The organism is Leptolyngbya cf. ectocarpi LEGE 11479, from assembly GCF_015207065.1.
Classification (GTDB): Bacteria; Cyanobacteriota; Cyanobacteriia; order Phormidesmidales; family Phormidesmidaceae; genus Leptothoe; species Leptothoe ectocarpi.
The window spans coordinates 1-14,196 of the sequence record NZ_JADEXP010000152.1 but is presented as its reverse complement, the minus strand read 5'-3'; the positions used below and the strand labels follow the sequence as shown (position 1 = coordinate 14,196).

Annotated in this window: 12 protein-coding genes; 6 read left to right on the top strand and 6 right to left on the bottom strand. The window is 51.3% G+C overall.

Annotated elements, in window-relative coordinates; translation table 11 throughout:
* The 4 genes from IQ260_RS16500 to IQ260_RS31710 all read right to left on the bottom strand — a co-directional run.
* Positions 1 to 1,185: HlyD family secretion protein (locus IQ260_RS16500; RefSeq protein ID WP_193994205.1), on the bottom strand; the 1,185-nt coding region annotated here is incomplete at its 3' end.
* A gap of 83 nt (positions 1,186 to 1,268) precedes the next feature.
* A complete protein-coding gene (locus tag IQ260_RS16495; RefSeq protein WP_193994204.1) occupies positions 1,269 to 2,972 on the bottom strand; it encodes an ABC1 kinase family protein in 1,704 nt (567 codons plus the stop codon).
* A gap of 335 nt (positions 2,973 to 3,307) precedes the next feature.
* On the bottom strand, positions 3,308 to 3,655 hold the full coding sequence (locus tag IQ260_RS16490) for a phage holin family protein (protein WP_193994203.1): 348 nt from the start codon (positions 3,653 to 3,655) through the stop codon (positions 3,308 to 3,310).
* A 229-nt stretch (positions 3,656 to 3,884) separates the two neighbouring features.
* A complete protein-coding gene (locus IQ260_RS31710) occupies positions 3,885 to 5,945 on the bottom strand; it encodes an IMS domain-containing protein (RefSeq protein WP_193994202.1) in 2,061 nt (686 codons plus the stop codon).
* A gap of 529 nt (positions 5,946 to 6,474) precedes the next feature.
* Here IQ260_RS31710 and pdhA point away from each other — a divergent pair.
* The 6 genes from pdhA to IQ260_RS16455 all read left to right on the top strand — a co-directional run bounded on the left by pdhA (position 6,475) and on the right by IQ260_RS16455 (position 12,239).
* Positions 6,475 to 7,503: a pyruvate dehydrogenase (acetyl-transferring) E1 component subunit alpha gene (pdhA, locus tag IQ260_RS16480; RefSeq protein WP_193994201.1), complete on the top strand. Its 1,029-nt coding sequence runs from the start codon at positions 6,475 to 6,477 to the stop codon at positions 7,501 to 7,503.
* 56 nt (positions 7,504 to 7,559) lie between these two features.
* On the top strand, positions 7,560 to 8,543 hold the full coding sequence (locus tag IQ260_RS16475; RefSeq protein WP_193994200.1) for an alpha-ketoacid dehydrogenase subunit beta: 984 nt from the start codon (positions 7,560 to 7,562) through the stop codon (positions 8,541 to 8,543).
* Positions 8,544 to 8,715: 172 nt separating this feature from the next.
* A complete protein-coding gene (secD, locus tag IQ260_RS16470; protein WP_193994199.1) occupies positions 8,716 to 10,152 on the top strand; it encodes a protein translocase subunit SecD in 1,437 nt (478 codons plus the stop codon).
* On the top strand, positions 10,149 to 11,099 hold the full coding sequence (gene secF, locus IQ260_RS16465) for a protein translocase subunit SecF (RefSeq protein WP_193994198.1): 951 nt from the start codon (positions 10,149 to 10,151) through the stop codon (positions 11,097 to 11,099). The genes secD and secF overlap by 4 nt, the downstream gene beginning before the upstream one ends.
* Positions 11,100 to 11,119: 20 nt before the next feature.
* A complete protein-coding gene (locus IQ260_RS16460; RefSeq protein ID WP_193994197.1) occupies positions 11,120 to 11,539 on the top strand; it encodes a hypothetical protein in 420 nt (139 codons plus the stop codon).
* 115 nt (positions 11,540 to 11,654) lie between these two features.
* Positions 11,655 to 12,239 (top strand): GNAT family N-acetyltransferase, encoded by a 585-nt coding sequence (locus tag IQ260_RS16455; RefSeq protein ID WP_193994196.1) that lies wholly within the window; start codon positions 11,655 to 11,657, stop codon positions 12,237 to 12,239.
* On the opposite strand, the gene IQ260_RS16450 is transcribed toward IQ260_RS16455, so the two are convergent.
* Both IQ260_RS16450 and IQ260_RS16445 read right to left on the bottom strand, forming a co-directional pair.
* On the bottom strand, positions 12,173 to 13,432 hold the full coding sequence (locus IQ260_RS16450; protein ID WP_193994195.1) for an ABC transporter substrate-binding protein: 1,260 nt from the start codon (positions 13,430 to 13,432) through the stop codon (positions 12,173 to 12,175). The two genes, IQ260_RS16455 and IQ260_RS16450, sit on opposite strands and share 67 nt — an antisense overlap.
* 69 nt (positions 13,433 to 13,501) lie before the next feature.
* A partial coding sequence (locus tag IQ260_RS16445; protein WP_193994194.1) for an ABC transporter permease occupies positions 13,502 to 14,196 on the bottom strand: 695 nt, incomplete at its 5' end.

Here is a 14,196-nt window from a genome sequence, read left to right as displayed (position 1 = left end):
GTTTTTGTTGTTTTCACCGGGGACCAAGACACCGGTTTCTCCGCCCTGGGTGACAACAGCGACTGCAGGTATTACCAGGGCATCGCTCAGACGATTGCCTAGAAAGGCGACATCGACGTTCATGTTGGACCGTAGCTGCTCTAGACCGCTGTTTAGACGGATTCGGACTTGGAAGATGGTGACGTTTTGACGCTCGATGGCTTCTGGCGCGATTAAGCGTACGGTGCCTTTGAATATGTTTTCAGGGTAGGCGGTGGAGACTATCTCTACAGTTTGGCCCACTTGAATCTGACCTAAATCAGCTTCGGGAACTTCAGCAACAACTTCTAGGCCACTGGCGATCGCAACGATGGCACTGGAGGTGGCCGACGCGGCCTCAGAGGCTGATGTGGTTGGTGTTACAAAGGCTCCGACCGTGGCAAATTTTTGGGTGACGATGCCGCCAAACGGGGCTCGAATAATGGTGTTATCGATCCGGGTTTGAATGGCGGAGATTTGTCCTTTGGCGCGTTCTATTCGGGCGTTGGCCTGGGCAATATCCTCTGGATCTGGGTCATCTTCAAGATCTTGCAGACGCTGCTGGGCTTCTTCAACCCGAGATGCTGATTGACGTACGTTGGCCTGGGCACTATCGACGGCGTTTTGGCTGTTGTCGAGTTCGCGTTCAGAAATGGCTCCCTGGGTGTAGAGGCTGCGATCGCGATCTAAATCTCCCTCCACCAGTCTCAGTCTCGCCTCGGCCTCCATCAGTTGAGCCTTGAGCGCCTCTATATTGGCCTCAGCCTGGGCCAGCTGGGGCCGCTCTGTACCCTGCAGCAAGTCCGTCAGTTGAGCCTCGGCTTCGGCCAAATTTGCCTGGTTTTGACGCAGCTGGGCATTGAGGTCATCAATATCCATCCGGGCTACCACCTGGCCCGAATCTACCGTATCCCCTTGCTCTACGAGGAGTTCGGCCACAATACCTGAGTTTTTGGGGCTCAGATTTACGGTGCTAAAGGCCTCTACTTCACCACTGGCGTTGATGCGTACGGTGACTTCTGTAGACTCGACTGGCACGGTTAACGCGGTCACATCATAGTCGCTGCTGCGGTAGCGGCGTACGGCCACTGCACTGATGCCGATAATTGCGATCGCAACGCCGCCAACGATCCAAGGCAAAGGACGCTGCTTAAAAACCCATTTCACTCGCTAATGACTCCGTGGTGATGTCCTGTAGAGCACAAGCCAGCTGTTATACCCCCATGTAGCTTAGCGAATTTCTTTGCTAGCTAACGCTCACTTCCTGATAAAACCGCCGTTAGCTCGGCAGGTACCAGGGCTGCGGCCTGAGTTCTAGAGAAGTCCGCAAAAGCAGTCCAGGCTGCTCCAAAGATTTGGTCAGGCTGTAGGTCACGCTTGACTAAATCCCACAGACGGCCCACCTCTTCAGTGTGCAAACGGTTATCTTCCGTCAGGGCTGCAAGAATTTGTTGACGCAGATATTGACCTTCATCAGACACTAAAAACTGCATCCCCAACCCTGCCGTTGGAATCAGGTTAAAGCCCTGATCGCCTTGGGCGATCCGAATCATGTTTTCCAGACGCTGCCATTGGAAACGACCCTCTTTAAACAAGACCTCAATCAGTCTTGCCCGGAGGGATTCCGTCTCACCCATCAGCAGCCGTCGGGCGACGTAGGGATAGGCAATTTCCACAATCTTAAACTCTGGATTTAATGTGAGGGCCAGACCTTCCTGGGTTACCAGGGAGCGAATGATCAAGGCAAACTTGGCGGGTACCCGGAATGGGTATTCGTACATCACCTCTGAAAATTTATCGGTGATGCTCTTGAAGTTAAAGTCACCAACGCTGGCCCCGATGGCCCCATCAAAGACCGATTGGAGCGCAGGCACAATGGGGCGAATATCCACATCAGGGGTGAGAAAGCCCAGTCTGACAAAGTCATCGGCCAGCTTATCGTATTCCTGATTGATCAGATGCACCACCGAGTCCACCAGGGTTTCCTTCATGCTTTGGCCAAGCTGATCCATCATGCCAAAGTCGATGTAGGCCATGGAGCCATCGGCCATGGCAAATAGGTTACCAGGATGGGGATCGGCGTGGAAAAAGCCAAACTCCAGCAGCTGGCGTAGCCCTGAAGATACGCCAATACTGACGAGGGAATCGGAGTCGAGGCCAGCCGCTTTGACCCGTTCGATGTCGGTCAGCTTAATCCCGTCAATCCACTCTAGGGTGAGTACACGAGTGCTGGTGTAGCGCCAGTAGATGGATGGAACCTTGACCTTGGGCTCATCGGCAAAGTTGGCAGCAAAGGCTTCGGCATTACGCCCTTCGTTTAAGTAATCAATTTCCTCGAATAGTTTGGAGCCAAACTCATCCACAATCAGGGTGAGGTCATGACCTAGATTGAGGGGAAGCCAGGGGGCTATCCAGCCAGCTGCCCAGCGCATTAGGTACAGGTCACGGCAGATAATCGGGACAAGGCCTGGCCGCTGTACCTTGACGGCAACCTCTTCACCGGTATAAAGCCGTGCTTTGTACACCTGGCCTAAACTGGCTGCAGCCACCGGGTCGGTTGAAATGTAGCTGTAAACTTCTTCGGGGGTACGGCCCAGTTCTTTTTCAATAATCCGGTTAGCTACATAGTTATCAAACGGTGGCAGCTGGTCTTGCAGCTTGATCAGCTCGTCTAAAAATTGGGGGTTGACCAGGTCAGGACGGGTGGAGAGGGCCTGACCGACCTTAATAAAGGTGGGACCGAGAGCGGTTAATATTTTGCGCAATTGAGCGGCGCGTTTTGCTTCGTTGATGGCTTTGCGACCGAGGGCTCTATCTAACAATAGCCCCAGGGTAAAGCTGCCCAACATAAACGCTACCGAGAGTGCCCGCCAAAGGACTGTCCAAAGACGAAACCGATAGTAGTTTGAGATCGCAACAGCATCATACCGTCGCATCTTTTCAAGCTCAGCCATACATTCTGATCTCCTAAGCCGTACGCTCAGTCAAGAAGGCAGGGTGACACCTGGATGGGACGAGTATCATCAGCCTTCGTCCTAAGCAAAGGATGTAAACCATGGGTAAAACTACAGAGGCTAGCCCTACCTACATCAAATGTCTTAATCATAGTATAGATAACTACAAGTTTTTTTAAGTTTGAGCACATATAAGGCGGGCCTTGTCAATTTTCACCATAGCTTCTTGTTTTTATCAGCGATAAAAAAGGAGTGCCAGCGGCACTCCTTAAAAAAGAATTTGAGTTGTTTTAGAGCGAATCACGCTGGAATTCATACCCTGAGAGGCCAGGTGATTAGATAATTGCGCTCAAAATGGATGTGATTACTGACAGTAAAAAGGCACCGATAATGGCACTCCAGATGCCCCAACGTAGACGGAAACCTTCCACCAATTTGGCCGATAGTCCAAATAAAATCAGGTTGAGCAGCAGCCCACCCAAGGTTACGAGCCAAACTAGACCACCCAAAACGGGTAGACCCGCAATGATGCCGACAATGCCGTTTAAAACGCCAAATACTAGGGCCGTGATCGCTGTTTTGCCAAAGCTGTCAGACTCTACACCTGTGGGTAAAAAGGTGATGATTACTAAGGCAATCGTGGTAATCAGCCAGGTAACAATAAACGGAATGAGAAAGTCCATGACAGGGTTCCTTAGAAGCGTTAGTTACGGGAATAGACTCCGTGTTTACTCGTAGCAATTTCGTTTGGAGTATATCAAAGTTTTCTCTATACGTAATTAAAGGAGTGTTAAGCGAAATACGGAGAAACGCCCTTGATTTATGGCAGTTTCAGCCTATAGTACTGCCGTAGCCGTTGCTGAAATTGTCCCCAGTGCGGGTCTAATTTGTCAGGAGTGAGGTCGACAAGACCTATTGAACGGCAAAGGACTCAATCATCCATTGATCGTCCTGCTTTATGAGGTTGTACTCAACGGTGAGCTGGTCTTCATAGGAAAGGTCGCCATCGTACTCACCGAACAGATACGAATTGCCCGTTTCATCCACATCAGCGGTGACCCTGATCTGATCGTCACCCACTTCTTCAGCCGATAGATTTTGGATGGTTTGTTCGTATTCCACATGAACACCATCCAACTGATTTTGTTCGACTTTATTGATCCACTGAGATAGGGCAGGTTCTAGCAAAATTTCGGATAGTGCATCCACATTCCATTGGGGACCCATGGCCTCAGCTTTAGCCTGATACCAAGATTGAATCGCTTCCTCTGCAATCAACTGCACATCGCCGTCTGCAGCGGTCGATTGACTGTCTGCATCCGGGAGTTCAACGGTGGGACGGGCCACATCGATATCCAATGGATCACCCTTGAGCTGAGGTCCACTAAATAGCCCGCCTAACCAACCGAGAAGCTGGGCCATAATAAACCCGAGCAGACCTAGACCCAGCAGTCCCAGCAGCAGCACCAGGGCCAAACGCCCCCACTTAGGAGATGACGGTCGCCGTCGCGATCGCACAGAGGACTCATCCGAGGCAACACTGGTACTCATGCCTGTATCTAGCTGACCCTCTGGCGATAGACTCGCCACATCCTCAGCCGTCGTATAGGTCGGTGGCGGCGGCGGTGGCGGAGTCGTTTCCACACCTAAATTACCTCCCCCCACGGCGGCGGCAGTTCCTAACCCCACAGCGGCGGCATCACTGCTGCCAAAGGCGGGCTCCCGATATTCCGCATCTCCATAATTTGCCGTTCCAAAGCGGCTGGCTCCACCATCCTCAGACGGCATCGCCTCTAAGTAGGTTTGAACCTGCGCATTAGCAAAATAATCTTTGAGGGTGACATGACTTTGATCCAAGTCCCTAAAGAATGGAAAAACATCCTGCTGTAGCCAGCGCTCTGTATAAAGACATAGCCCAGGTAGTAAGTCAGGGGCACCAGCAGAATGTCCCTTGATAAAAGAAATAGGCTCACGCTCATGGCTGCGTTCTAGGGCATAGGTAGCTTCCTCGGTTTGCCCCAACAACACCGCACAGACGGCCTGCTCTAAATACACATCCTGACGTTCAGTCAAGAGAGCCAGACGCTGTTTAGCTTGACGCACAAGATTGGGCTGATGTTTAGCAAAGCCCCGAGCTAGAAGCGCATAGACCGACAAGTAAACCCCCACTGGGGAAGGCCGCTGGGCCTCCGCTTCAAAAATATCTTGCTGTTCGGCAGAGGTAAGATAGCTACGCAGCTGTTGTACAAAGCGCAAGAAGTCCTCAACGTTCAAACCGGAGGCATCATCATTAGCTCCGTCAATGCCGCCCCGGGCTGCCAACATAGATTTCAACAGCGCTATACCTTGTTTGCGTGCCGCTTTATCAGCCAGGGGACGAGCCACTAACTCTAAAATTCGGTAGGGCTTAAGCTTATCGAGGTCCGCCTGAATATCAGCCTGCATTTCAGGAAATAAGCGTTCTCGAACCATGAGTTCTCGCCCCGTTTCCAAAGATTCTGCTGCATTTTCGTACTGATGCTGCTGCCACTGCTCTCGGCCCAATTCTAGACAGGCTAATCCAATGGTCAGTACAACATCAGCTAGCTCTTCTTGAGAATTACCTGCTAGCTGGCTTGCCCCACTGCTCAAATAAGGGCGCCCCCAGCGAATCACCAGCTCATACTCGCCCAGTTCTAGCAAGATCAGCAGTGCGCCGATTAATTGCTGATCTTGAATGTCGATTGAAACAGAGGTGGCATCACCTGTCCTGCCTGTCGATAATAGCTGGGCATCATAAGCCTGGCGCTTACCTGAATCTTTTAATGCACTATACGCGGCATCGATCAGCTGCTTGCGCGACTGAATCGCAAACTCTGAATATTCTCGACGGGGTAGCTGTAGAGTCCGATCACGGTGAGCTTGCTCCAGTTGTTCCGCTGTCGCTTGCATGGGCAACCCTAGGATTCTGTAATAATCTAGCGGAATTTGCACAGTGACTTCCTTAGCATTCGAGTTGACTTCAACTATATATAGACCTTGCCGCGTTGCCGAACTTCAGCCGAACTTTAATATATACACGCACGAAGAACGGTGATGTTTAGAAAATATCTAAGCCATAGGGGGTTAAACCGTCGTTTACTAAAAACCGCATTCATAATAACGATGAAACGCTGATATTTGAAAGCCTACAGTAAGGAATCAAACTTTTCAGACAATTGCTTGAGGAAAATGAGGCCAATAAGGTCAGCTTTTCTAAGCGTTTTTTCATATCTAGCTGCCTGGTGGGTCAGTAGTGGTCGTGCCTAAAATATTTCTTCTAGACCCAGATTACTTTACGTAGATACTCGGATAGATTAAGGAATATCAGTAGTCGGGAAGGTGGAATTGTCGTCTAAAATTAGGTTCGGTCGATTGTACCCAATCGGACCAATATTCATGTGCGTTATCGCAGTTGATCATTAATTGATCACTTTTTTGGAATAATCATAATTTGTATTGCGGCGAGGCGACTGGCAAGCCAATGGTTCAGGAAAGGACATTACCAACATTTCAAGCGACTTCAGCAAAAATTGATCGGCAAGAGGGTCTGAGGCTATACGAGGATATGGTCCTGGGTCGTTACTTTGAGGACAAATGTGCCGAAATGTACTACCGGGGCAAAATGTTCGGGTTTGTGCATCTCTACAATGGTCAAGAAGCCGTATCCACTGGCGTGATCAAGTCCATGCGGCCCGATGACTATGTCTGTAGCACCTACCGCGATCATGTCCATGCCCTGAGTGCCGGTGTGCCTGCCAATGCTGTGATGGCTGAGTTATTTGGTAAGGAAACTGGCTGTAGTAAGGGCCGGGGCGGCTCAATGCACATGTTTTCTAAAGAGCACAATCTCCTCGGGGGTTTTGCGTTTATTGGTGAGGGCATTCCGGTGGCGCTGGGGGCGGCTTTCCAATCTCGCTACCGCCGCGATGCCCTGGGAGATGCTTCGGCTGACCAGGTGACGGCGGCCTTTTTTGGCGATGGTACGACTAATAATGGTCAGTTTTTTGAGTGTCTGAACATGGCGGCCCTCTGGAAACTACCCATCTTATTTGTGGTTGAAAATAACAAATGGGCGATTGGTATGGCCCATGAGCGGGCCTCATCCCAAACTGAGATTTATCGTAAGGCCAGCGTTTTTGGTATGCCTGGTTATGAGGTGGATGGCATGGATGTGCTGGCTGTGCGCGAGGTGGCTCAGCAGGCCGTAGCTCGGGCTCGGGCTGGCGAGGGTCCCACATTGATTGAATGTCTGACCTATCGCTTCCGGGGACACTCCCTGGCAGATCCAGATGAACTGCGATCGCAAACTGAAAAAGATGAGTGGCAGGCCCGCGACCCGCTGACTCGCATGGAAGCCTACATGATTGAGCAGAATCTGGCCGACGATGCGGAGCTAAAGGCGATCAAAAAGCGTCTGGAAGCTCACATTGAGGACGCTGTTAAATTTGCAGAAGAAAGCCCAGAACCCTCTCCTGATGAGCTGCGTCGCTATATCTTTGCAGAAGAGTAAGCCCCGTCAGGCACTCCCGTCAGCTAGGAAACTACAGGTAAAATCACAGGTATCTAATGGCAGAAACACTTTTATTTAACGCCCTGCGGGAAGCCGTGGATGAAGAAATGGGTCGGGACGAAACCGTCTTTGTCATTGGCGAAGACGTCGGGCACTACGGCGGCTCCTATAAGGTCACCAAAGGTCTCTACGAAAAGTATGGTCCTCTGCGGGTTCTAGACACCCCCATTGCCGAGAACAGCTTTACCGGTATGGCCGTCGGGGCAGCCATGACCGGGCTGCGTCCCATTGTTGAAGGGATGAACATGGGCTTTTTGCTGCTGGCCTTTAACCAAATTGCCAACAATGCGGGCATGCTGCCCTATACCTCTGGCGGCAACTACCATATTCCTATGGTGATCCGGGGTCCTGGTGGGGTGGGCCGTCAGCTGGGTGCGGAGCACTCCCAGCGGTTGGAGGCTTACTTTCAGGCAGTGCCTGGTCTTAAGATTGTGGCCTGCTCTACGCCTTACAATGCCAAGGGGTTACTCAAGTCAGCTATCCGTGACAAAAACCCGGTTCTCTTTTTTGAGCATGTCCTACTCTATAACCTCAAAGAAGAGCTGCCCACCGATGAGTACCTGGTGCCGTTGGACAAAGCCGATGTGGTCCGTCCTGGTAAGGATGTGACGATCCTCACCTATTCCCGCATGCGTCACCATGTCCTGCAGGCCGTTAAAGGAATCGAAGCGCAAGGGTTTGATCCAGAGGTGATTGACCTGATTTCCCTCAAGCCGGTTGACTATGACACCATTGGCGCATCGATTCGCAAGACCCACAAGGTGATCATTGTGGAAGAGTGCATGAAAACCGGTGGCATCGCAGCTGAGATCATTGCCTCTATCAACGACCGCTTTTTTGATGAGTTAGATGCCCCTGTGCTACGTCTGTCGTCCCAAGACATTCCCACACCCTACAATGGCCGCTTAGAGAGTCTGACCATTGTGCAGCCTAAGCAAATTGTAGAGGCCGTCGAAAAAATGATGATGGCTCGGGTATAGCCTGTTCGTTGCCTATACTGCTGGCACAGGGGATACGTCCTCTGTGCTTTTTTATTTCTGTGCTTTTTTATTTTTACGGAGATGTTAGGAGGGCCGATGGCGGCAACCTATAATAGGATGTTCTGTTGGATAGCTAAGTTGCGCAGGCATATGGATAAGACGGAGACAGCTCATGGGTAAACAACGCTCGATGTTGGTGGTCATTGTTGGACTTGCGATCGCAGCCATCTTTACCATTGTGCAACTGCCCACCCAGCTAGGATTAGACCTCCGGGGTGGTTCCCAACTCACACTCCAGGTACTCCCCAATGAGCAGATCACTAGGATTACCGAACGGGATTTAGAAGCCGTCCAGCGAGTGATCGAAAACCGTGTCAATGGTCTAGGCGTCTCCGAAGCCATTGTCCAAAGCTCTGGTCAAGACCAGCTGCTGATCCAGCTACCCGGTGTCAGCGACCCGGACCAGGCCCAACGGGTCCTCGGGGGCACAGCCCAGCTGGAGTTCCGGTCGCAGAAACAAGGGACAGAAGGCCAGTTCCAGGCCGTGGCCCAGATCGTCAGCCAGCAAGAACAGCAGCAGGCTGCATTGCTCAGTGCGGGTACCAATGGTCTATCGGAAGAACAAGCCGCTGAACTGACCCAGCTCACCGCCGACCTCCAGGCCACTCGTGAGACCCTGGTAGAACTCTTTGAGCCCTCCGAACTCACTGGCGATAAACTCACTGACGCCATTGCTCGCCCCAGAGGTACCAGCGGTCAATCTTGGGAAGTGGTCATTGACTTCAACAATGAAGGGGCCAACATGTTTTCTGAGCTGACCCGAAATATCGCGGGAACAGGCCGAACCCTTGGCATTTTCCTAGATGAGCGGTTGGTGAGTGCACCCACCGTTGATGTGGAATATGCTGCTACAGGGATTACGGGGGGGAGTGCAGTCATCTCCGGTAACTTCAATGCCGAGTCCTCCAAAGACTTAGAAATTCAGCTCCGGGGTGGGGCACTACCCGTTCCTGTAGAAGTGGTAGAAAACCGTACTGTTGGCGCTACCCTGGGCCGCGATAGCATTCAGCGGAGTCTATACGCTGGCATTATCGGACTGATCCTGGTCCTAATTTTTATGGCCGTTTACTACCGCTTGCCCGGTATCTTGGCCGATGTTGCCTTGGTGGTTTATGCCCTCCTGACCTGGGCTGCCTATAATATTCTGGGTGTCACCATGACCCTGCCCGGTATTGCCGGTTTTATCCTCAGTATCGGTATGGCCGTGGATGCCAATGTGCTGATCTTTGAGCGTACCCGTGAGGAATTACGCGCCGGAAAAACCCTCTATCGCTCCGTTGAGTCAGGTTTTTACCGGGCCTTCTCCAGTATTCTCGACAGTAATGTCACCACCATCATTGCCTGTGCGGCGCTGTTCTGGTTTGGAGCCGGTCTTGTTAAAGGCTTCGCCCTCACCCTAGCCGTGGGGGTGGCGGTCAGTTTATTTACCGCCTTTACCTGTACTCGCAACCTCCTATTCTTTATCATCAGCTTTCCTCAATTTCGTAAGGTGGGCTATTTTGCCCCCAGCCTAGCCACCGATCTGCCCTCTACTTCGCAGCCGTCATGAAACTGAACATCGTTCAACAACGAGGAGTCTGGTGGCTGGTTTCCGGTCTCCTGATTTTAGTGAGCATCGCTGCCATGGCCCTGTCCTGGTCCCAATTTAATGGGCCAGTGAGACCCGGTCTAGACTTTATTGGGGGGACTCGGTTACAGCTAGAGCGCAGCTGTGATGACGCGGCTGCCTGCGAGAACGCCATTGATATAGCCGAAATCCGCACCATTTTAGATGAACAAGAATTAGAAGGCAGCAGTCTACAGCTGGTGGGCGATTCCGGACAGGCGATCTCCATTCGCACCCGTAACTTGAATGTCGATGAACAGACCGCGTTACGTTCGGCACTAGAAGAAAAGCTGGGGCAAATTGATCCCACGGCCTCCAAGATCGATGTAGTGGGACCCACCATCGGTAAGCAGTTGCTGGTGGCTGGTCTGTTATCCCTACTAGTCGCCTTTGCGGGTATCACCGTTTATTTGAGCCTGCGGTTTAAGTTTGACTACGCAGTGCTGGCTCTAGTGGCCCTCATGCATGATGTGCTCATTACTCTGGGGGTTTTCTCTATTTTGGGATTGACCCTGGGGTACGAAGCCGACAGTCTCTTTATCGTTGCGCTCTTAACCATTGTTGGTTTTTCCGTTAACGACACGGTGGTCATTTACGATCGCATCCGTGAGAACTTTAAACTGATGCCTGACAAAGGCGTTGGACAGATTGTTAACGATGCGGTTAACCAGACCCTGGGACGCTCCATCAACACCACCATGACCACGGTGCTACCCCTGGTTGCCATTGTCATCTTTGGGGGAGATACGCTTAAGTTTTTTGCCCTGGCGCTAATTGTGGGCTTTTTAGCGGGTGCTTATTCAAGTATCTTTATTGCCAGTACGCTGTTGGCCTGGTGGCGTTCTATCTCTAGCTCCAATGCCGATATGACTACACCAGCCACTGAGTAGGGTCTGCGCAATATAAAAATGTGAGTTCTTCCAACGGTTCTGACGACATTGAAAGTACTGAGAGTATTACGTATACCAATATTGCCACCGAGAAGGCTATTGAAGCCCTGAGACAGCATACTCTCACGACCTGGTGGCGACTGACTGTTGGTGTATGGTTAACCATTGGACCGTTAACCCTATGGCAGCTTCGTTCTGAAATCAGTTTGCTGTTGGACTACTTTACCTGGACCTCTGTTTACTATGGGCTTAAATACAACTTTTTAGGCTCCCTAGGGTTCTTTTTGTGTATCGGTTTAGCCAGTACCCTACTAATTCGAGAAGTACGCCATCTGACCTTGGGTATTTCTGCTATTGAGCGCAAACGTTTGGAAAATCAATTGGCCCAGATCCGACGTCAGGGGCCGTCTCACCCGCTGTGGTCATTGGTCAATCAATAAAATTTGGGTAGCGGCGAACGCCGCTACCCAAATTTTCAAAAATTACAAACTTGGTGAATGCTTGGGAAACTTGGTCGGTACAATATCGGCTCTAAGATTTATTGGCTCCTTTTCCATGCAACTCACCACTGACCGATTAATTATTCGTGACTGGCATCCGCTCTACGATGCCCAGCAGGCATTTGATATCTATGGCGATCCGCGGGTCACCGATTGGTTACAGAGCCCGTCCGATCACTCCATTCGAATTACCCAACAGCGGCTGCAGCGATACTGTGAGCGTGCTGCTACCGGTCTTGGCATTTGGGCCGTTGTCGAGCAAGCCATTGATCGGGTTATTGGCAGCCTTTTGCTAGTCCCGCTTCCCAAAAATGACGGGACCGATAGCGGCAAAATCGAAATAGGCTGGCATTTTCGCCCTGCCAGCTGGGGCTACGGCTATGCTACCGAGGCGGCTCATATTGTTCTTAAGTATTGGTTTCAAGAATTACAGCTGCCGACTATTTATGCCATCACCAGCCCCAACAATGTCCGTTCTCAACGGGTGATGACTCGGTTAGGCATGCACTCCTTAGGATTTACTGATGACTATTACAATCTCACCCTACGGCTGTATAGTTTGGCTGCTAACAACTATTTCTCAGGCCAGCTAGCATCAATGGTAGACAGCACAGTATCAACATCCGCACCGCTGACATAGTTCACCATTTCAGTCCAAAAAGTGCCCGTACCCACGGCGGCGGGCATCAGATCAGAGCCATCAAATCGCAGGGTTTCTGCCTGGGCCAACACCTCTGCCATCTGGCGCACACCATCGTTGGGATAGGTGGCTACATCTACGCCTCGGTGGGGACTGATATAGCCACGGGCAGCCCAGCTTTCATGGGGGGTGACCGTGGACAGATACTGCATCGCAGCCTGAGCGGCTGGTGTGTTGTTAGTGATGGCAAGGACTAAGCCGCCGGTTAAGAGCGGCGCGTTTGCCCCTGAGCCTGGCAACAAAAACACCTGGGCATCTTGTCCAGGTTCAACAGTCTCCGGCAAAAAGTCCGTAATAAAGCTCGCTTGACGGTGGAGATAACAACCCGGTGGCTGATCAAATAAGGGGGCGGGCGCATCCCCAAATGGGGTACTAATAGCACCTACCACACCGCCACGCACATAGCGGTCATTACGCACAATGTTGCCAAAGGTTTCTACCGCTTCTTTTACCGGTGGAGAATTAAATGGAATCTCATGGGCGACCCACTGGTCATACACGTCAGGACCCGCCGTGCGTAACAAGATATCTTCTACCCAGTCAGTGCCAACCCAGCCGCTGGCTTCACCACTTTCCATACCGAAACACCAGGGAGTTTTCCCTTCATTAGCGATTTGTTCGGTAAGACTCATCAGCTCATCCCAGCTTTTGGGGATGTCATAGCCTGCCGCTGCAAAGTTATCGGGGTTGTACCAGACTAAACTTTTTGGATCGGAGCGCATCCATAGGCCGTAGACTTTGCCATCCACCGTACCCAGATCGACCCAGTCAGGACCAAAGGCTTTAGTCAGTGTGGCGACGTCCATAACATCATCTAATGGCGTCAGGGCGCCTTCTCGAGCTAAATCTGTCATCAGCCCCGGCTGTGGAAAAATCGCTAGGTCAGGCACATCACCGCCCGCCACCCGGATTGGCAACACGGTAGTAAACGCATCTGTGCCTTCGTAAACGACTTCAATCCCAGTCTCATTTGTAAAGGGGATAAAGGCATCTTCAACAATCTCTTGGCCCACACCGGTTAATGAGCCTAAAATCACCAGGGTCTTGTCGTTCTCTCTGTTCTGAGCAGGACCATTGCAAGCCGTCAGCAACAACCCACTAAACAGGCTCAGAGCAAGAGAAGTGTGTTTCATGGAATGGCTGCGGACAACTACCTTCGTAGTGTATCGCCTATTGTCGGGGTGCGCTCCGATCGGGCGTTTTTAGCTAGAGGCGCTGGTGTAAAACCGCAGAGCAAATCGCCAAAATAAACGAGATATCTGGAACAAACCGGCTGCCAACAAACATGAGCCGGCTAGCCAGCTGACCTCAATCCGATTGAGCAATACCTGGGCCGGCACGGTGGTCAAAAAGGCGACTGGAATCACAAAGGTGAAAAAAATACGGAAGGCGGCTGGATAGGCTACAACTGGAAAGCGCCCGGCTTCTAAAAAGCTGCGCAGTACCTCTGTCACATTGTAGATTTTGACAAACCAAATGCTGGTGGCCCCTAGCATAAACCAAAGGCTATACAAGCTGATAAAGCCCAACGCCAGCGGTCCTGATGCTGCCAGGTAGTTGCTCATGCCAAGACCTAGCTGGGTACCGGCATAGAGCACCATGACAGCGCCTAGAACCAGATCTGGAAACCCCCACGGCGAGATTGTTCGTGTGGATAGCCAAAACTGGGAGCTAATGGGTTTGAGCAGGACAAAGTCTAAGGTGCCTTCTTGCACATGTTTGACAATCCGATTGAGATTAGGGCTTAAGAATGTAGCGGCAAACCCTTGCAGCATAGTGAAAATACCTAATACCACTAGTGCTTCTTGCCATTGCCACCCCTGAAATTCATAGCCGGTTCTGTAAAATAAAAATAGGCCAAATAAATTGCCACCCAATGCTGTGAGGCTACTGAGGG

Bases quoted from the DNA above. Each gene is read 5' to 3' on its own strand.
- IQ260_RS16495 (WP_193994204.1), bottom strand. From the start codon at position 2,972: ATGGCTGAGCTTGAAAAGATGCGACGGTATGATGCTGTTGCGATCTCA.
- IQ260_RS16490 (WP_193994203.1), bottom strand. From the start codon at position 3,655: ATGGACTTTCTCATTCCGTTTATTGTTACCTGGCTGATTACCACGATT.
- pdhA (WP_193994201.1), top strand. From the start codon at position 6,475: ATGGTTCAGGAAAGGACATTACCAACATTTCAAGCGACTTCAGCAAAA.
- IQ260_RS16475 (WP_193994200.1), top strand. From the start codon at position 7,560: ATGGCAGAAACACTTTTATTTAACGCCCTGCGGGAAGCCGTGGATGAA.
- secD (WP_193994199.1), top strand. From the start codon at position 8,716: ATGGGTAAACAACGCTCGATGTTGGTGGTCATTGTTGGACTTGCGATC.
- secF (WP_193994198.1), top strand. From the start codon at position 10,149: ATGAAACTGAACATCGTTCAACAACGAGGAGTCTGGTGGCTGGTTTCC.
- IQ260_RS16455 (WP_193994196.1), top strand. From the start codon at position 11,655: ATGCAACTCACCACTGACCGATTAATTATTCGTGACTGGCATCCGCTC.
- IQ260_RS16450 (WP_193994195.1), bottom strand. From the start codon at position 13,432: ATGAAACACACTTCTCTTGCTCTGAGCCTGTTTAGTGGGTTGTTGCTG.